6 protein-coding genes are annotated in these 19,469 nt (G+C 70.2%); all 6 read right to left on the bottom strand.

Annotated features, from left to right (window positions below):
- Positions 1-66 precede the first annotated feature (66 nt).
- The 6 genes from mbtG to A5744_RS22840 are packed head-to-tail and all read right to left on the bottom strand — an operon-like array spanning position 67 to position 19,404.
- Positions 67-1,368 (bottom strand): NADPH-dependent L-lysine N(6)-monooxygenase MbtG, encoded by a 1,302-nt coding sequence (gene mbtG / locus A5744_RS22865; protein WP_076064659.1) that lies wholly within the window; start codon positions 1,366-1,368, stop codon positions 67-69.
- Positions 1,365-5,726 carry a non-ribosomal peptide synthetase gene (locus tag A5744_RS22860; RefSeq protein ID WP_076064658.1) on the bottom strand — a complete coding sequence of 1,454 codons (4,362 nt, stop codon included), beginning with the start codon at positions 5,724-5,726 and terminating at the stop codon, positions 1,365-1,367. Before A5744_RS22860 ends, mbtG begins: the two co-directional genes overlap by 4 nt.
- Positions 5,708-10,861, bottom strand: coding sequence for a non-ribosomal peptide synthetase (locus tag A5744_RS22855; RefSeq protein ID WP_076064657.1), 5,154 nt, complete (start codon positions 10,859-10,861; stop codon positions 5,708-5,710). Before A5744_RS22855 ends, A5744_RS22860 begins: the two co-directional genes overlap by 19 nt.
- Positions 10,858-13,854 carry a mycobactin polyketide synthase MbtD gene (gene mbtD / locus A5744_RS22850; protein WP_076064656.1) on the bottom strand — a complete coding sequence of 999 codons (2,997 nt, stop codon included), beginning with the start codon at positions 13,852-13,854 and terminating at the stop codon, positions 10,858-10,860. The genes A5744_RS22855 and mbtD overlap by 4 nt, the downstream gene beginning before the upstream one ends.
- The gene (locus tag A5744_RS22845; protein WP_076064655.1) at positions 13,854-15,170 is read right to left on the bottom strand and encodes a polyketide synthase; all 1,317 of its coding nucleotides are present in this window, start codon (positions 15,168-15,170) and stop codon (positions 13,854-13,856) included. Before A5744_RS22845 ends, mbtD begins: the two co-directional genes overlap by 1 nt.
- On the bottom strand, positions 15,160-19,404 hold the full coding sequence (locus A5744_RS22840) for a non-ribosomal peptide synthetase (protein WP_076064654.1): 4,245 nt from the start codon (positions 19,402-19,404) through the stop codon (positions 15,160-15,162). Before A5744_RS22840 ends, A5744_RS22845 begins: the two co-directional genes overlap by 11 nt.
- Positions 19,405-19,469: the final 65 nt, after the last annotated feature.

The following is a 19,469-nucleotide window of genomic DNA, read 5'->3' as shown; positions in this document are numbered from 1 at the left end:
AATGCGGCGGACGGCCTCATACCGTTCGTCTTGTGTTAGGTGGTGTAATTGTGCCCCCTGCGACCGCTATTTGTGTCTCGACTCGGTCACGTTACGACCAAGCTCGCGTCTCACCGGGGCGGATGTGGACGGGTTCGTCGTGGATCCCAGCACCCGGTCCGACAGCAGTCCCAGGCAGCTCAGGTTGGGGAATCCGGGCCCCTGGGTGAGTCCGGCGAGGTTCGGCAGGAACAGCTTCGGGACGACGTCGGTGACGGCCAGGTCATAGCCGATGGCCTCCTGCAGGCGGTCAGCGGTCAGGGGGCCACCCAGGCCCAGCTCGAGCAGGTCGAGGGCGTCCTGGCTGAACAGCGAGCTGAACCACAGCGGGTCGGCGCCGGATCCGTCGATGACCAGATCGAAACCGTGGACGGTCTCGAGGTTTTCGCTGCCCCGGTTGGTGGACAGCGTGAGCCGGATCTGGCCGTCCCACCCCACCGCGTGGGCGACCCGGCCGCGCAGGTGGTGGATGCGGTCGTCCGCCAACAGCGCTTCCTGAACGTTGGCCGAGAACACTCCGCGGTCGGTGCGCGCCAGCGCGTCGCGGCGTTCGTCCAGCGTCAGCGCGGTCCAGTCGGTGGGATCGGAGAACAGCGAGTTCTCGAAGTATCCCTCGCCGCGGGTGAACAGCGTGACCTGTGGCGAGATGACGGTGATGGTCGAAACCCGGTGCCGGAACAGCTCATTGAGCATCGACGCGGCCGTTTCACCGCCGCCGATCACCGCCACCCGTTCGGCGTTGATCCGGTCATGGCCGGCGGCGCGGTCCCAGAACTGGGCGATCGAGAGCATCCGCGGATTGCCGGGCAACAGCGACTTCTCGGCCTGGCCGGGTCCGGTGATCATCAGGGCATCGGCGTGCACGGTGGTCTCGTGGGTGTGCAGCGCCCAGCGGTCACCGCTGACGGCCAGCCCGTCGACCTCGCCGTGCACGACGTCCAGGCCCACGTGCTGGGCGACCCATCCCAGGTACTGGCTCCACCGGCGATGGGTGGGTGCCGGCCGGCCGCGATCGATCCATTCGGCGAACGACGCGGTGGCGATCAGATAGGACTGCCAGCTGTAGCGCGTCATCCGCTCGTCGAGTTCGGCGTTGCGGCGCGGTGCCAGTGCCGATCGGTAGGGGAACCCGACGTCCTTTTCCGGGCTGGTGCCCAGCCGATGCGCCCCGTCGGTCCAGCCGCCGCTGGCCTGCCAGTTGGCCCCGACCCCGGTGCGTTCGACTGCGATCACGTCGGGAACGTCGACGCCCATTTCGCGCAATACGTACGCCTTGGCGGCGACGGCCACCGCCTTTGCCCCGGCGCCCAGGACCGCAAGCGTGCTCATGTCGTCAACTCCTGCAGTGCTTCGACCCAAAGTTGTTGCAGCGCGGCGATATCCGAGTCATCGAGGATGTCGGGCAGCGCTCGCCACTGTGCGACGAGGACGGGGGCATCGCCGGTGCCGACGATTCCTGCCGCCACGGTCAGCTCGTGGCGCACCGCCTGTTGCGGTTCCGGGACGTGCCCAAGGCCGGACATCAGTTCGCGGGCGAGGTCCAGGTCGCCGACGCCGACGTGGACGCTGCCGAGGTAGTTCAGCAGCAGCTGGGGTTCGGGGAGTTCGCGCAGGCGCGTGTCGGGCCGCACATACCGCAGCAGGCTGTAATCGATGCCGCTGCCGGGGATTCGGGCCAGGTCGGTGGGGCCGTCGGTGTGGATGCGCAGCGGGTAGATCGCGCTGAGCAGTCCGACCGTGTCGCTGGTGTCGGCCGTCTCGTTGACGTCGACGTCGGCGCGGCCGTGCGTCTCGAGCGCCAGCAGCGGTGCCGGTGTGTCCTGTCCGCGTCGGCGCCGCCACGCGGTCACCGTGCGTGCGGTCGCGGTGACGAGTAGTTCGCCCATCGCCTGTCCCGCTGCGGCTTTGGCGAGCAGCCGGGCGGTGAGGTCGGCCTCGCAGGTCGAGATGCTGATCGCGACGTCACCGGCCCGGTCGGTCAGTGGCCGCAGCCTGCGGGCGCCCAGGGGCGGGTCGGCGCCCTGGAGTTCGGCGGCCCAGAAGCCTGCGGTGTCCAGGGCCGCGGCCCGTTCGTGCAGCAGCCGTGACCATTGCCGGTAGCTGGTGTGCTCACGCGCCGGCGCGGGTTGGCGTCCCGCGGCGAGGGCGTGCAGGCCGGCGTCGAGTTCGCCGAGCACGATGCGCCACGAGGCCGGGTCCATCGCAAGCACGTGGGCGGTCAACACGAGGACACCCGGGCCGTCGGGCCCGCGCAGCCATACGGCGGACAAGAGCCGACCGGCCTGCGGGTCGAGCCGCTCCAAGGCGTCGAGGGTCTGCCTGGCGACCTCGCCGGCCGGATCACCGGTGACCCGCGCTTCGCTGAGGATGCCCGTTTTCGGTTGTGCGACAAGCGTCATCGCGTCGCGGTCGAGCCGGCATCGCAACGCTTCGTGCCCGTCGATGACGGCGGACAGCAGCGCATCCAGGCCTTCGCGCGTGATCGTGTCGGGTAGCCGGATAACTTCGGTCTGCGCGAGCCGGCGCGGTTCGCCGTATTCGTAGAGCCAATGAACGCCGGCCAACACCGGGATGGGTTCGCCGGTCGCTTCGACGGCTGTGTGCCGTGCGGTGTCGGAGTCGAGGGCCGCGGCGAGTTCGCGGAGGGTCTCGCATTCCATCATCAGCCTGGCGCGCAGCGCGATGCCGCGGCGGCGTGCGGCCTGGACGACCGACAGGGCCACGATGCTGTCTAGGCCAAGTTGCAGAAAGCCGGCCGTGACGTCGACCTCGGCGGTCCCCAGAACGTCGGTGAACGCGTCGGCGAGCGCTTTCTCGGTCGGCGTCTCCGGCGGGACGATCGGTCCTTCGACGGAATCGTTTGCGGCCAGGGCGTTTTCGTCGATTTTGCCGTGCGCAGTCAGCGGCAGTTCGTCGAGGACGACGATGTGGTGCGGGATCAGGTAGCGCGGCAGCCGCTCGAGCAGCATCGAGCGCAGTTCGGCCGCCGTCGGCGGGTTGGGCCCGCCCGCGACATACGCCGTGAGCCGCGGCCCGTGGGTGTGGTTGCGGGCCGACACGTGCGCGCCGCGCACCCCGTCGTGGTCGTTGAGCACCGCGGCGATCTCGCCCGGCTCGACGCGGAAACCGCGGATCTTCAGTTGGTCGTCGGCGCGCCCGAGGAATTCGAGACCCCCGTCGGGCATGCGGCGCACCACATCTCCGGTGCGATACATCCGCCCGCCGCGGCCGTCGGGGTCGGCGACGAACCGCGCGGCGGTCTCGCCCGCGCGTCCCAGGTAGCCGCGGGCCAGCTGATCGCCCGCCAGGTACAGCTCACCCGCGACGCCGTCGGGCACCGGGCGCAGCCAGGGGTCCATGACGTGGGCGCGGGTGGTCCGGGTCGGGCGCCCGATGGCCGGCCGCGCGTATTCGTCGATCGCGGCCACGACCGCCTCGACCGTGGTCTCGGTGGGCCCGTAACAGTTGAACGCGCTCATTGCCGTGCGCGCGCATTCCGCTTGGATCGCTTGCCATTCGGTGATGCCCAGGGCTTCGCCGCCGAGTGCCAGGACCGGAAGCGGCACCCGCCGCAGCAGCCCCGCGCTGTACAGCTGGGCGAACATCGACGGCGTGGTGTCGATCATGTCCAGCCCGAACCGGGCGATGGCTTCGACCAGCGCCTCGGCGTCGCGTTGCACGTCGTCGTCGACGACGTGCACCGAGTGGCCGTCGAGCAACGCCGCCAGCGGCTGCCATGCCGCGTCGAAGGTGAAGGACCAGGCATGCGCGATGCGCAGCGGTCGCCCGATTCGCCTGGCCGCCGGCAGAAGAACGCGCTCGATGTGGTCGTCTGCGTACGCCGAAAGCGCCCGGTGGGTGCCGACGACGCCCTTCGGCGTGCCTGTCGTGCCCGAGGTGAAGACGGCATAGGCCGCGTGGTCGGGTGCCGCCGCGGCCGCCCGGTAGTCGGCGGGCCCGGCGAGAAAAGCGGCGAACAATTCGTCGTCGACGACAATCGCGGCGCACGTCTGCCGCAGGATCTCGGCCACCCGCTCGTCGGGCATGGCCGGGTCCAGCGGCACCAGCATGCCGCCGGCTTTGAGGATTCCCAGCATCGCGGCCACGTAGTTCGGGCCCCGCGGCAGCATGACGGCCACGGGAGTCTCGCCTTCCACGCCGGCCCTGATCAGGGCCGCGGCGATCCGGTCGGCGAGCGCGTCGAGCTCGCGGTACGTCAGCCGGCCGTCGGCCCAGCTGACCGCGATCGAATCGGGCTGGGCCGCAGCGATTTCGCCGAATCGGGTGTGCACCGCGACGCCGGTCGTGCCCGCGGCCGGCGAGCCCGTCGAGTCCCGCTCGCCGTCATGCAGGATGTCGATCTCACGCAGTGGCCGGTCCCACTTGTCCACCAAGCGCCGCAGCACGGCCAGCAGCCGCCCGCCGAGGTCCGTGGGGGTCAACGCGCCCAGCGCGCCGTCGAGCACCTCGACCAATACGGTGAATTGGCGGGCACTCAGGTGTGCGGCGATGGTCACCGGGAAATGCGAGACGCTCTCCAGCGCCACCGGGCGGAAGGTCACGCCGTTCGCGACGAACTCGCTGGCCCCCACGACTTCGCCGGGAGGGAAGTTCTCGTATACCAGCAGCGTGTCGAACATCTCCCCGACACCGGCGATCGAACGCAACTCCGCGTGCCCCAGGTAGCCGTGGTCCCGCAGCGCGGCGGATTCACGTTGCAGGGCAACGCATTGCGTCCCGACCGTCTCGCGGGGATCCAGTCGTACCCGCAGCGGAACGCTGTTGATGAACAGCCCGACCATCGTCTCGACGCCGGGCAGTTCGCCGGGCCGGCCGGACACGGTCACCCCGAACGCCACGTCGCTGCGGCCGGTCACCGCAGAAAGCATTATCGCCCAGGCCAGTTGAACGAGGGTGTTCAGCGTGACGCCGCGGCCGCGGGCGGCCTCGGCGAGAGCGGTCGTGGCATCGCGGTCCAGCCGCAGCGTGGTGCGACTCGGAATGCCGGCCCGCGCCGGAGTGTCGGTCAGCGCCGGCGACAGCAGGGTCGGGCCGTCCACGCCGTTGAGGTGCTCGGCCCACACCGCGCGGCTGTAGGTCTGATCACGGCCCGCCAGCCAGCCGATGTAGTCGCGGTACGGGCGCGGCGGCGGCGGCAGCGCGGCGGTGTCGCCGGAGGCCCGGTACAGGGCGAGCAGCTCGGAAACGAAGAGCGGCAACGACCACCCGTCGATGACGATGTGGTGCGCGACGACCGCCAGATGCCAATGCTGGTCCGGCAATTCGATGAGCAGAAAGCGGATCAGCGGGCCGCGGCCCAGGTCGAAACGGCGCCGGCGCTCCTCGGCTTCCAGCGCCGCCACCTCCGCGGGATCGGCGCGCACACACCGCCACGGCAGTTCGACGATGCTCGGAATCACCTGCACGGGCCGGCTCAGATCACCGTGGACAAAGCTTGCGCGCAGATTGGGATGTCTGGCCAGCATCGCCGCGGCGCACTCGCGCAGCAAGGGAACGTCGAGCGGGCCCATGATGTCGGCGGCCATCGCGATCACGTACGGGTCGGCATCACCGGATTCGTCCGTCAGCGCCGCCATCGAGAACAGCCCCTGCTGCAGGGGGCTGAGCGCCATCACGTCTTCGATGGCCGGTCGCTCGTCGGCTCGCGTCACGGCTGCTGGCCCCATGACGACGTCAGGGCCGCCAACTCGTCGGGGGAAAGTCCCGACGCGCTCATCGGCGCGTAATGCCGGTCGTCGGGCTCGGTTTCGGACTTGGCGTCGAGGGCGGCGGCGAGCTCACGCAGCACGGGATGTTCGAAGACCATCCGCGGGGTGAGCGGGAGCCCTGCATCCCGCGCCCGTGCGGCCACCCGCACCGCGGAAATGCTGTCCCCGCCGAGGTTGAAAAACTCGTCGTGCCGCCCGACCGGTCCGGCATCGAGAACGTCGGTGAGGATGGCCGCCAGCGCGCGCTCGGTGGCGGTGGTGGGCGGTTCGGCGGGCTGCGTGTCCGCCGCCTGCGCGGGCCGAGGCGGCGTTTCGGAGTCGCCCAACAGTTCCAGTTGCCCGTCGTCGTCCCACACGCCGCGCTGGCCGGTGCGGTAGAGCCGCGAACCGGGTTGCGCGGCAAAGGGATCGGCGACGAAACGGGCGGCGGTCGGCGATGGTCCCGCCAGCCGCGCGCGGACGGCCGGGCCGCCACCGTAGTAGACGTCGCCCACCACGCCGGTCGGGACGGGGTTCAGCGCGGCGTCCAGCAGGTATACGTCGTCCGCGTTGGACCGGCCCAGAATGCGCTGCCGCTCTTGCGCACTGGCGATCTGCACCTCGCGCAGCGGTTGGTCGGGCCGGTGCGCGAACGCCTCGACGACGCGGACCAGCCAGTCGGCGAACCGTTGTGCGGTGCCGCGCTTGTACAGTTCGGGGCGGTAGATGACGTGGCCGCGGTAGCCGTCGTCGGATGCGAAGAAGTTGACGGACATGTCGGCGTGCGCGACGTCGAACGTCGATTCCAAAGCGCTGAAAGTGGTGTCGCCGCCCGGGCCGCTGTCGATGACGGTGTCTTGTGGCAACTGGTCCCGCACGTGCACCACGACGTCGAACAGCGGATTGCGCGACAGTGACCGCGCCGGGCTGACGGCGTCCACCACCTGGTCGAACGGCAGGTCCTGGTGCGCGTAGGCCGCCAACGCCATGTCCCTGGTCCGCCGCAGCAGCTCGCGCAGCGTCGGGTTTCCGCTCAGGTCGTTGCGCAACACCAGGATGTTGATGAAGAACCCGATCAGCCGGTCGAGTTCGGGTTCGTTGCGACCGGCGACCGGGGTGCCGATCGGGATGTCGGGGCCGCCGCCGGCCTTGTGCAGGACCACCGCTACGGCGGCTTGCAGGAGCATGAACTCGGTGATGCCGAGTTCGCGCGTCAGGTCCTTGACCTTCGCGCGGGTCGCCGACGCGAGACTGAACTCGATGGCGTCCCCGGCGCCGCTGAGCAGGGCGGGGCGCGGAAAGTCCGGGCGCAGACCGCTTTCGCCTGCCAAGCCCTCGAGTTGGCGGATCCAGTAATCGCGTTGCGGGCCCGCGATGCCCGCACTGTCGTCCAACAGCGCCGCCTGCCACACGCCGAAGTCCGCGTACTGCACCGGCAGCGGTTCCCAGGACGGCGGCTGCCCGCCGCTGCGGGCCCGGTAGGCGGTCAGCAGATCGGTGAACAGCACACCGGCGGACCAGTGATCGCCGGCGATATGGTGCGCCACCAAGGACACGACGTTGCGGTCCGGCAGGCTCAGCAACGCCGCCCGAATGGGCAATTCGTTTTCGAGATCGAAGACGTGGCGCCGCTCGTCGTCCAGTTCGGCCTGCAGCCAGTCCTGGTCGGGTCCGGTGGCGCGCCGGACCGGCACCTCGGCGGGTGGATGGATGATCTGGTGTGGCACGCCGTCGATTTCGCGGTAGGTGGTACGCAAGATCTCATGGCGCGCCACCACGTCGGTGATGGCCGCCGCCAGGGCCTCGGTGCCGCAGGGACCACGAAGCGCCGCGGCGAACGGGATGTTGTTGACGGCGTTGGGTCCGTCGAAGCGATAGGTGAACCAGCTTCGCAGCTGCGACGACGACAACCGCACCGGCCCGTCATGCGCTGCTGCCGTCAATCGCGGCCGCGCCGAACCGGGCGTCTCTGTGGCGTCGAGGTGTGCGGCGATGCGCGCTACCGTCGCGAGTTCGAAGACTTCCCGCACACCGATCTCGACGCCGAGCGTATTACGCACCGCCGCAACGAATTTCGTCGCGAGCAACGAGTGGCCGCCGAGGTCGAAGAACGAGTCGTCGGCGCCGACCCGGTCGCGGCCGAGCAGCTGGGCGAACAGTTCGGCGACGCGCCGCTCGGTGGCGGTTTCCGGTTCGCGGAACTCGACGCCGGAGCCGACCTCGGGATCGGGCAGCGCCGTGCGGTCGATCTTGCCGTGCGCGGTGATCGGAATCTCGTCGAGCACAACGTATGCCGCCGGCACCATGTATTCGGGCAGGGCGGCCGCCACCCGAGCCCGGATGCGGTCGAGATCGACCTCAGGGGTTCCCGCCGCGGGTGTCACGTAGCCGACCAGGCTCTTGCCCAGCCGTGGCAGGTCGCTGACGACCACGACGGCCTGTCCGACCGTGGGGTCGACCGAGATGGCGGCGGCGACGTCACCCAGTTCGATCCGGAAACCGCGGATCTTTACCTGTTCGTCGGCGCGACCCACATACTCGACGTCGCCGTCGGCGTTGCGGCGTGCGAGGTCCCCGGACCGATACATCCGGGCGCCGGGATTGAACGGGTCAGCGACGAATCGTTCGGCGGTCAGCCGGGCCCGGCGATGGTATCCGTGGGCCAGATGCGTTCCGCCGAGGTAGATCTCGCCGATCACGCCGACGGGCACGGGCCGCAGCGAGTCGTCGAGCAGGTGCATCGTGGTGTTGATCTTGGGCCGGCCGATGGGCACGATGCGAGTGCCTTGCGGGCCTTCCACCTTGAAGCGGCTGGCGTTGATCACGGTTTCGGTCGGGCCGTAGAAGTTGTGTAGCAGCGCGTCGAATGTGGCGTGGAACTTGTCGGCCACCTCCCCGGGCAGCGGCTCGCCGCCGATGGGCACCCGCTGCAGCGTTCGCCATTGGTTGACGCCCGGCAGCGACAGGAACAGCCCGAGTAGGGACGGCACGAAATGCATCGCCGTGATTCCCTCGTCGCGCAGTAGGGCGGTGAGATAACCGATGTCGTTCAGTCCGCCGGGGCGCGGGATCACCATTCGCGCGCCGCAGGCCAGCGTGCCGAAGATCTCGGCTATCGACACGTCGAAGCTGGGCGAGGCGACCTGCAGCAGCCGGTCGGTGTGGTCGACCCCGTAGTCGCGCTTGAACCAGACGAAGTACTCCGCGACGGGGCGGTGCGGCACCGCGACGCCCTTGGGCACTCCGGTGGTCCCCGAGGTGTAGATCAGATACGCGGTGTTGTCCGGGCGCAGCGGCCGCAGCCGGTCTTCCGTCGGGTCGTGGGCGGGGTAGGCCGCCAGGTCAGTCACCGGCTCGCGCAATATCAGCTTCGCGTCGCAGTCCCCGAGGATGAAGTCCAGCCGCTCCCGCGGATAGGTGGGGTCGACGGGCACATATACCGCGCCGGACTTGGCGATCCCCAGCGCGGTGACGACCTGATCCGGCGACTTGTCGAGCAGGACGGCGACGCGGTCCTCGCTGCCTATCCCCCGCCCGATCAACCAGTGCGCCAACCGGTTTGCTTGCTCGTTGATGTCGCGATAGGTGAGCCGGCGACCCTCGTAGCTGACGGCGATCGCCTCTGGAGTGTGCGCGGCCTGCTCGGACACCAGGTCGGCGAGCGTTCTGGGTGCGGTGTCGAACGCCTCGCCGCGCGACACGTCGCGCAGCCACCCGGCGTCGGCCTCGCCCATCAGCGCCAGCGCGGCCAGCCGCTGCTCCGGCCGGGCGAGGGCGTCGTCGAGCAGCACGGCGAAGTGTTCCAACAGCTGACGCGCCAGGGCGGGTTCAACAATGTCCAGTTGGTGTTCGGCCTCGACCAGCGCACCACTGCCGTCGAATTCGACCATGAAACCCAGCGGCAGCTGGGTGAGGTTGCCGCGCAGGTCGTAACGCACGCAGTCGACGCCCGGCGGGCGGAATCCGCCCCCGTCGGGCTCGCGAAATCCGAAGCTGATCCGAGTCATCCGTTCCGCGCCGTGCCGGCGATCGGGGTTCAGTTCGCGCACCGCGCGCTCCAGGCCGACCCGTTGGTGTGCGAACGCGCCGGTGGCGATATCGCGCGTCGATTTGAGCAACTCGCGGAAGCTCATCGCCGGCCGCGGCCGCAACCGCATCGCCACCGTGTTACCGAAATAGCCGATGGCGTCGTCGGTTCCGCCGCCGCGGTTGAGTACCGGGGCGGCCACGAGAAAGTCGTCGCTGTGGGTGTAGCGGTGCACCAGCGCGCCGAACGCGGCCAGCAGGACCATGTACGGGGTGCAGCCGGTGTCGCGGGCCAACGCCGTCACTCGCTGGGCGGTGTCGCTTGACAGCCGCATCGTGCAACGGGCGGCGCGCCAGTCGGTCGCCATGGTCGTGCCGGCCGGCCCCGGGAGTTCCAGTGGCTCCGGCGGATCGGCCATGATGGCGCGCCAGTAGTCGAGATCGGCCTCGGTGGTGTCCGGTCCGGATGGGGCCGGCAAGGAACGTTCCGGTCCGAGGTCGGCGCCGCCGTAGGCCTTGGTGAGGTCGGCGAAGAAGACGCGCCACGAGCCGTCGTCCCAGGCGATGTGATGGGCCACGAACAGCAGGACATGTTCTTCGGCGGCAGTGCGCACGACGGTGATCCGCAACGGTGCGTCGGCGGAAAGATCAAAGGGCGAGGCGAATTCGCGTTGAGCCAGCACTTCGAGGCGAAGCCGGCGCGCCTGCACCGTCAGGTCGGTCAAGTCGTGTTGCGCCCACGCCGGTCGGAGATCGTCGTGCACCGTCGGCCGGGGCTCGCCCTCATCGCTGAGCGTGTAGGTGGTGCGCAGGATCCGGTGGCGGCGCGACACCGCATCCACGGCGTCGTGCAGCCGGGCGAGATCGATATCGCCGGTGATCCGGTACGAGACGCAGACATTGAGCAGCGCGCCGCTCGGGTCGGCCATCTGCACGAACCACATCCGAGCCTGGCCGTCGGAGAGTTGGTCGGCGGTACTGCTGCCGGTGTCTTCGGTTTCGGACACGAGACCGCGTTCGGCAAGCCTGCGACGAAGCAGCTCCAGTCGGGCCGCGTCTAGCCGCGCGGTGTCGGCGATGTCAGTCACGCGCTTTGTCCATCTTTGAGGTCCACTTTCTGTGCTGCTTCGGAGCGCTCGTTCGCACGCTCGAGTTGTTCGACAAGTTCGTCGCCGGTGATCTCACCCATCAGCGTTGCCAGCGACACCGTCCGACCGGTCGTCCTTTTCAGGCGTTTGCGCAGTTCGACCGCCAGCATCGAGTCGATGCCCAGATCGAAGAGCGATTCGGTGAGGCTCAATTCGCCGGCCGGCGTGATGCCGAGCACCGCCGCCAATTGGCCGCGGACCGCGTCGACGATCGGCACCGCGGCGTCGGCCGAGCCCAGCTCGGAAGGCTGGTCGGGCACCTCGGATCGCGTGGCGTCCAGGAAGATTCGCAACCGAGCAGCGTCGGCGGAGAACACCAGCGGGTCGTGGTGCCACGCGCATAGGCTCGCCTCGATCGCTGCCCGGGGTGCCATCGGGCGCAGACCGGACCGCACGATGTCTGCGCGCTCGGTCGAATCCAGGATGCCCGAGCCCTGCCACAGCCCCCATCTCACCGCGACGCAGTGCCTGCCGGAGGCACGCAGCTCGGCGGCCATGACGTCCAGGAGGCGGTTGGCCGCCGAGTACGCTGCGTGCCCACGTCCGCCCCACATTCCGGATACGGACGAACACAACAGCATTCGTGCGTCCGGCCGGGTGGGCCACAACTCGGTCAGATGGGCGAGGCCGCCGACCTTGGCGGCGAACGTGGCGGCGACGGCGCCCGGCGTGCGCGCCGGCGCGGTACCGAACGTGGCGGTGCCCGCCGCGTGCACGATCAGCGAAGCCGCTGATCCGCCGTATTGGGCTGCGACAAGCGATAATTGGGCCGGATCGGTAATGTCGCACGGCGGTGACAGCAGCTCGGTTCCGTATTCGGCGGCCAAGGTCTTCAGCACTGCAGGATCCGCGGAGCGGCGGCTCAGCAGCACGATGCGCCGCGCGCCGCGCTCGGCGAGGTAGCGGGCGTAGTGCAGGCCGATGGCGCCGGCGCCCCCGGTGATCACGACGTCGTCGAGCACGCGAGAGTCCAATGGCAATTGCGGGGCGGCGGGCGCATCGCGGAACGTGCGCTCGAACATTGCGTACCCGTCGGCGACGCCGCGCAGCGCGGCTTCACCGACACCGGCGATCAGTGCGTCCACCGCGGCGAGGCAGGCGGCTGGCGCCAGTTCCCACGAAGGCAGGTCGAGGTGGGTGAAAGCCCGTTCGGGGTAATCGAATCCGATGCTGCGGTGTGTCGCGGCCAGCGCCGCATGGGTGGCCGACTGCGACGCGTCGAGCTGGCCCACCCGTTCGGCCGCCACGGTGATCAGGCAGACGGTGTGGCATCGGGGCCCCGGCAAGTTCGCATAGTCGAACAAACCGGCGCCGATCACTCCTGGCAGCACCTCGGCGGCCTGGTACGCCCCGGCGCATTCGAGGGTGGGCGCGATCGCCACGACGATCTCCGCATCCCGCGGTTGACTGAGCTGCGCTACCGGGTGGGAGTCGACCGCGGCACGGAGCGCGCTCGCCAGCGCCCCGTCGGCACCCAGGTCGATCACCGCGATCCGCGCGGGCGCCCCCGTTGTCGGCGGCGATGTGCGCTCCCAGTGCTCGACGGAGATGTTGAGCCCGTCCGCTGTCGCGGGAACGGCGGACAACGGCTCCGGCTGCGCCCACATCGAGATTGCGCGCATCGGCGCGTTCGGGAATCCCCGCAAGCCGGCGCCGGCATCGGCATTCAGGTGGTCTCCCCAGGCGTAGCCCGGATCCGCGACCGCCGCGGTGACGATGTTGGCCGACAGTGTGTCGACCAAGGGCTCATCCCGGCGACCCGAGCCGACCAGCACCGCCGGGTCTTCGGGTCGGTCCGCCTCGAAGATCTGGCCGATCGAGAACAGCAGCGCGGGATGTGCCGACAGCTCGATGAACGACCCAGCACCACAACGGATTGCCGACTCGAACGCGCGGTCCAACCGCACGGTGTTGCGCAGGTTCGCATACCAGTAGTCGCCGAAGGGTGTGTTCGGCGCCACGACGTCGCCGGTGGTGCCGCCGATGAATTGCACTGGGGATTCGGCGAATTCCGAGGAGGGCAGTCGCGTTTGCAGTTCGTCGCGGAGCGACTCGAGCAGGCTGGTGTGCCCTGGGAAGCCGGCGCTGATCTCGCGGGCGAACTGGCCATCGGCGCGAACCGCGTCGGCCATTGCGAGCACCGCGTCGCGGTCGCCCGACACCGCGACGGTGGAGGCGGAGTAGACCACCGACACCTCCGCCCAGCCGTCGGTGGCCGCGATGAGCGCCTCGGCCGCCGGGGCGCCGATGCCCAACGTGGCCATCGCGTAGCGGCCCGGAAGCCGGTCGACGACGGCGGCGCGGGCGGCCACCACGGCGACGGCGTCGGGCATCGTGATGCTGCCGGCGACGACGGCGGCGGCGACCTCACCGAGACTCTGGCCGATGGTGAGGTCGGGGACCACGCCGCACGAGCGCCACACCTCCGCCAAGGCGACGGCGTGGACGAATTGGGCGCCCTGGACCTCGGTTTCGGAGAACGTCTCCGCCGCTCCGGTAGCCGTGAGGTAGCGCAGCGGCGACGCGATGCCGGCGGCGTCGAACGCGGCGACGCACCCATCGGTGGCCGCCCGATAGCGCGGGAGCGCCCGGTAGGCGACGGCGCCCATGCCCGGCCAGTGGCCGCCCTGACCGGGAAACACGAACGCCTGCCGGGGAGCCGACCCCAGCGCCGAACTGGCGACCAGCGGATGCTCGCGCCCCGCGGCCAGCGCACGCAACCCGTCGACTAGCTCGAGGCGGTCGGCGGCGCGGAGCACCGCACGGTGCCGGCGCACCCGCCGGGTCGTGTGCAGTTGCCGGGCTACCTGCGGCACAGTCGCTTCCGGAAAGCGGTCGAGATAGTCGGCGATCGCCCGGGCGTCCGCGGCGACGAGTTCGCCGGCGTGCGCGCTGAGCAGTACCGGGATGCGCCCGTCGGGCAACCGGGCCATCAGGCGACCCTGCGCGCGTTGCTGGTGTCGGGCATCGAGACGATCAGGTGGGTATTGGTGCCGCTCATCCCGAACGCGGACACCGCCGCGGTGCGCCATCCGTCGACCGCCCGCCACGGCGTCAGCTTGTCCGCCAACCGCAAACCTTGGTCGTCCCAATCTATTTCGCGGCTGGGTTCGTCGACGTGCAGCGTCGGAGGCACCGCGGCGTGTTCGGCGGACAGGATGACCTTGGCGAGACCCAACGCGCCCGCCGCGGCCTGCGCGTGCCCGATGTTCGACTTGACCGATCCCAGCAGCGGCCCGCGGCCCGGCGGTGCGGTGCCGTAACTGGCCGCCATGGACAACAGTTCCGTCCGGTCGCCGACCCGGGTTCCGGTGGCGTGCCCCTCGATCATCCCGACCTCGACGGGCTCGACCCCGGCCTGGGCGATGGCGCGCCGAAACAGTCGCAGCTGCGCGTCGCCGCTCGGCGCCATCAGTCCGTTGCTGCGCCCATCGGAGTTCACGCAACTGGCGCGGACCTCGGCGAGGATGCTGCGCCCGTCGGCCACCGCCCTGGACCGGCGCTGCAGGACGAACATGCCCGCGCCTTCCGCCCAGACGGTTCCGCTGGCGTGCGCACTGTAGGGCCGGCAATGGCCGTCATCGGACAGCGCGTGCTTCTTGGAGAACTCGACGAAATAGCCCGGGGTGCCCATCACGCACACGGCGCCGGCGAGCGCGAGGTCGCAGTCGCCCGCCCGGATCGCTTGCACGGCCGTGTGAAATGCCGCCAGCGCGGACGAGCACGCGGTGTCGACCGTCAGTGCGGGCCCCGCCAGGTCCAGCGTGTAGGCGATGCGCCCCGATATGACGCCCAGCGACGTCCCGGTCATCAGATGCCCGGTGTGATGCGAGAACTCGGAAAGACCGGGGCCGTATTCGAGCGCCGAGGCGCCGACATAGCAGCCCACATCGTGACCAGCCAGGTCGTCGGGATTGATCCCGCCGTTCTCCAGGCTGCGCCACGCGACCCGCAGCGCGACCCGCTGCTGTGGGTCCATCGCCGTCGCTTCCCGCGGGGAGATGCCGAAGAACTCGGGATCGAATGCCGATGCGCTGGACAGGAATCCACCAAGGTTGCGGATGGGCTTGAAGCCGTCTCGCCGCGATGAGTCGAACAGCTCGCGAAGGGCCCAGCCCCGATCGGTGGGGAACGGGCCGAGTCCTTCCCGCTGCTCGGAGAGCATCGCCCAGAAATCGTCGGCGGTTTCGATCCCGCCGGGCGCTTCGAGCGCCAGCCCGACGATCACGACCGGGTCGTTATCGGACATCGGCGCTCACCATCCGGGCCACCGCGTCGAGATGGTCGTTGAGGTAGAAGTGGCCGCCCTCGAAATCGGTCAACGTGAACCGGCCGGAGGTGTGAGTTTGCCACGTGGCCAACGTTTCCCGGCTGATCCGGTGGTCGCGGCTGCCGCCGACCGCATGGATGTCGGCGCGGATGCGTACGTCCGGCGGGCACGAATAGGCGTTCAGCGCGGTGTAGTCGGCCTGCACCGCCCGCACTAAGAGTTCGACGAATTCCTCGTCCTCCAACAGCGCCGGATCGGTGCCACCGAGATCCACCATGTCCGCCAGCACGCCGCTGGCGCTGGTCGGCAGCGGTCCATCCGCGGTGACCGTCGACGGGGCCTGCCCGGCCGAGGCCCACAGCACGCGAACCGGCACCCCGTTGCGTTCGGCCACGCGGGCGAACTCGAAGGCCACCACCGCGCCCATGCAATGGCCGAACAGGCTCAGCGGAGCCGCCGCGGCCCAGTCGCCCGCCTCGAACAACTCGGTTGCCAGCGCGCCGATGCTCTGCGCGGCGGGGTGATGCCGGCGGTCCGCGCGCTGCGGGTACTGCACCACGTAGGCGTCGACGTCATTGGCCGACAGCGCTTTAGCCAGTGACCGGTACGCCGCGGCGGCACCGCCGGCGTGGGGGAACACGACCACCGAGCCGTTCGCCGTGGCACCGGTAAACCGCTTCACCCAGGGCTGGAATTCCCGTCGGACGGGTTGGTCGGTCGGCGCATCGAGCGCGGACAACACGTCGACGCGCGACATGTCCGCGATCTCCAGGTACACCTCGGCCACCAGCTCGAGTCGTCCGGCGTCGGAGTCCCGGGCGATGAGCAGTTGCGCCAGCGTGGCGGCGGTCCTCGTGGCGAAGACGTCGGCGACCATCAGGCTCGGCGAATCGAGCCACTGGCGGATGGCCGCGACGGCCTGTGTCGCAAGCACGGAATCGCCCCCGAGGGAGAAGAAGTCGTCGTGCACGCCCACGGCGTCGCGGTTCAGCAGCCCCGCGACGATGTGGCACAGCGCCCGTTCCAGCTGCGTTCGGGGCGCCTCGTAGCGCGCTGACGTGTCGCGGGACTGCTCGGCCACCGCCGCGGCCAGCTCGCCGCCGACGGCGCGCCGGTCGATCTTGCCGCCGTCGGTGAAGGGGATGCGCTCGACCACCGAAATATGTGCCGGAATCATGTGTGCGGGAACGAGATCGACGAGGACCTCGCGAATTCGCCGGGCGTCCAGCGCGGCGTCTTCGAGGCAAACCTGGGCCGCCAACACCTCGGCGCCGCCGGGCGCGGGAACCAGGGCGGCCACGGCCGCCCGCACCCCGGGCACTCGCCGCAGCGACGCCTCGATCTCGCCGAGCTCCACGCGGTAGCCGCTTATCTTGATGCGGTAATCGGCGCGGCCGACGAACTCGAGGGTGCCGTCCGGCCAATAGCGGGCCAAATCACCGGTGCGGTACCAGATCCGGCCGTCGCGGAGCACGAAACGTTCTGCGGTGAGTTCGCTGCGGCCACGGTAACCCCGGGCGATGCCGCGTCCGGATATCCACAGCTCCCCGGCGACCCAGTCGGGGCAGTCGGCACCGGCCTCGTTGACGACGCGGCATGCGATATTCGGGAACGGGACGCCGTACGGCACGGCGGTCCAGTCGGTCGGCAGGTCGTCGCCGACCTCGAAAATGGTTGCGTGGACGGCGGTTTCGGTCGCGCCACCCAGCCCGGCGAACCGCACGTTCGGCGCCAGGGACCGCAACCGGCGGGCCAGGCCGGGACGTACCCAGTCGCCGCCGGTAGGCACCACCCGCAGCGACGACAGCCGGTCCTGGCCGACCTCGACGAGCATCTCCAGCCAGCCCGGCAGGAAGTTCAGCACCGTGACGTGGTGATCGTCGATGAGCCGGGCCCACGCGTCGGGGTCGCGCCGCTGCGCCTCATCGACCATCACGATCGCCCCGCCCGCGCGCAAGGTCGCGAAGACGTCCAGCACCGACATGTCGCATTCCAGCGTCGACAGGGCCAGGCACCGATCGGCGGCGCCGATATCGAAGTGGCGGGTGAGAAATTCGACGGTGTTCATCGCGCCGTCGTGCGTCATCTCGACGCCCTTGGGCTGCCCGGTCGAACCCGAGGTGAACAGCACGTAGGCGAGGTCGGCCGGATCGCCGCCCGCGGGCACGACGCCCGCCGGCGCGGCGGGTGCGTCGCGAACCACGTCGGCGATCGTGAGCTCCCGCACCGGTAACGACAGCGTCTTCCCGCCGCACACCAGGGCCAGCCTCACTCCACCGGTTTCCAGGATGCGCTGCGCGCGGTCGCGGGGTTGGTCGACCCCGATCGGCAGATACACGCCTCCGGCGGCAAGGATTCCCAGCAGTGCCGGCACCTGTTCGGCGGTCTTGGGGCCCATGACCGCGACCGTGTCGCCGGCGCCGATCCCGCTCGCGCGCAACGCCGCCGCCACCGCCAGCGCCTGATCGCGCAACCGCGCGTAGCTGAGGTCGCCGGAGCTGGCGAACACTGCGGGCGCGTCCGGCCGCAGCCCCGCCTGCCGAAAAAACCCGTGGTGCAACGCCTCACCGCTGGGCGCGGCGGTGCGGCCGTTCACCGCGTCACGCACCGCGCGCTGCGCGGCCGCCAGCGCCGACGGGCCCGGCGCGTCCCACGGTTCGTCAGCCGCGGCCAGCCGGAGCAGTTCGTCGACGTGATGGGCGAACATGGCGTCGATGACGCCGGGTGCGAAGACGCCGTCGCGCACGTCCCAGTTCACCAGCACCCCGCCGTCGAACTCGGTGACCTGCGCGTCCAGCAGCACCTGCGGGCCCTGCGAGATGATCCATCCGGGGCGGCCGAATTGCCCTGTGACATCGGCACTGAACAATTCGCCGAGCCCGAGCGCGCTGGTGAACACCACGGGCGCCAACACCTGCGTGCCGCGGTGGCGGCTCAGGTCGCGCAACACCGACAGCCCCGGGTAGTCGGAATGGGCGGCGGCCGACCGCATGGCGTCCTGTACCACGCGTGCCCGCGCAGCGGGGGTGCCCGCGCCGGTCAGGTCGACGTCCAGCAGCAGGGACGAGGTGAAGTCGCCGACCAGCAGGTCGACGTCGGGGTGCAGGGCCTGGCGGGCGAACAAGGGCACGTTCAGCAGGAACCGTGGCGCCCCCGACCACCGCGCCAGCGCATTGGCGAACGCCGCGGCCAGCGCCATCGCCGGGGTAACGCCGCGTGCCCGGGCGCGGGCGAACAGCGCGTCGCGGGTCGCCGGGTCCAGCCAGTGCCAACGTCGGGTGCTTCGGCGCGACTCGCGGCCCCCGCTCGATGGCAGCGCCGGCGGGTCGGGCAGCTGCGGGATGCGTTGCGCCCACCACTCGCGGTCGGCGTTGCGGGCGGGTTGCGGCCGCGTCTCCTCCCGCGCGACGGCTTGGCGGTATTCCCGGTAGCTGTAACCCAATGCGGGCAGCTCGCGGCCGACATAGAGGGCGGCCAGGTCCGACATCAGGGTGCGATAGCTCATCGCGTCGGCGGCCTGCATGTCCAGGTCGACGTGCAGGCGCGAACGCTCGCCGGGCAGCAGCGTCAACGCCAGTTCGAACACCGCGCCGTCGAGCTGCTGGTGCGATTTGGCGTCGCGGATCTCGGCCAGGCGCCGCTCGACGAGGTCACCGGCGAGGTGGCGCAGGTCCTCGACGGTGACGGGGAAGTCGGGGCATTCCGAGATCGGGGCGATGCGCTGGGTGCCGTCGGATCCGAACCGCACGCGCAGCATCGGGTGACGCCGCGCCAGCCGGGTGGCCGCCGCACGGAGCCGGTCCGGGTCGGTGGCGCCGCCGTCGAACTCGACGTAGAGGTGGCCGGCCACCCCACCGAACTGCTGGTTGTCCTGGCGGCCGACCCACATCGCGTGCTGCATCGGGGCGAGCGGAAAATCGTCGGAAGCGCGGTCGTCCCCAGCGGGCTGGTCGGCTGGCGCTTCGTCGGTGGTCGCCGGCGCACCCGCCGTCACCAACTCCGACCACGCCTCGATGGTCGGTGTCGCGGCCAGCGTGGCGAAATCGATCCCGATGCCGTGGCGGCGCCAGCGACCGGCCAGCGTCATCATCCGGATCGAGTCGAGGCCCTGGCCGATAAGGTTGCTACCCGGGTGAACGGTGTCGGCCGGGACGCCGAGCAGCTCGGCCACCTCCGCGCGGATATCCTCCGAGCACGCCGGGGCACGTACCACGAACCCTCCTCGGAATTAGCAAAGGCTGCCCTAATTTCTTTGGGTACCCTATCCTCGATCACCGG

Source organism: Mycobacterium sp. IS-1264, assembly GCF_001954195.1.
In the GTDB taxonomy this organism is placed as follows: domain Bacteria; phylum Actinomycetota; class Actinomycetes; order Mycobacteriales; family Mycobacteriaceae; genus Mycobacterium.
Note: the sequence above shows the minus strand (reverse complement) of the source record. Positions and strands in the feature narration are given on the sequence as shown.

Bases quoted from the DNA above. Each gene is read 5' to 3' on its own strand.
- mbtG (WP_076064659.1), bottom strand. From the start codon at position 1,368: ATGAGCACGCTTGCGGTCCTGGGCGCCGGGGCAAAGGCGGTGGCCGTC.
- A5744_RS22860 (WP_076064658.1), bottom strand. From the start codon at position 5,726: ATGGGGCCAGCAGCCGTGACGCGAGCCGACGAGCGACCGGCCATCGAA.
- mbtD (WP_076064656.1), bottom strand. From the start codon at position 13,854: ATGGCCCGGTTGCCCGACGGGCGCATCCCGGTACTGCTCAGCGCGCAC.
- A5744_RS22845 (WP_076064655.1), bottom strand. From the start codon at position 15,170: ATGTCCGATAACGACCCGGTCGTGATCGTCGGGCTGGCGCTCGAAGCG.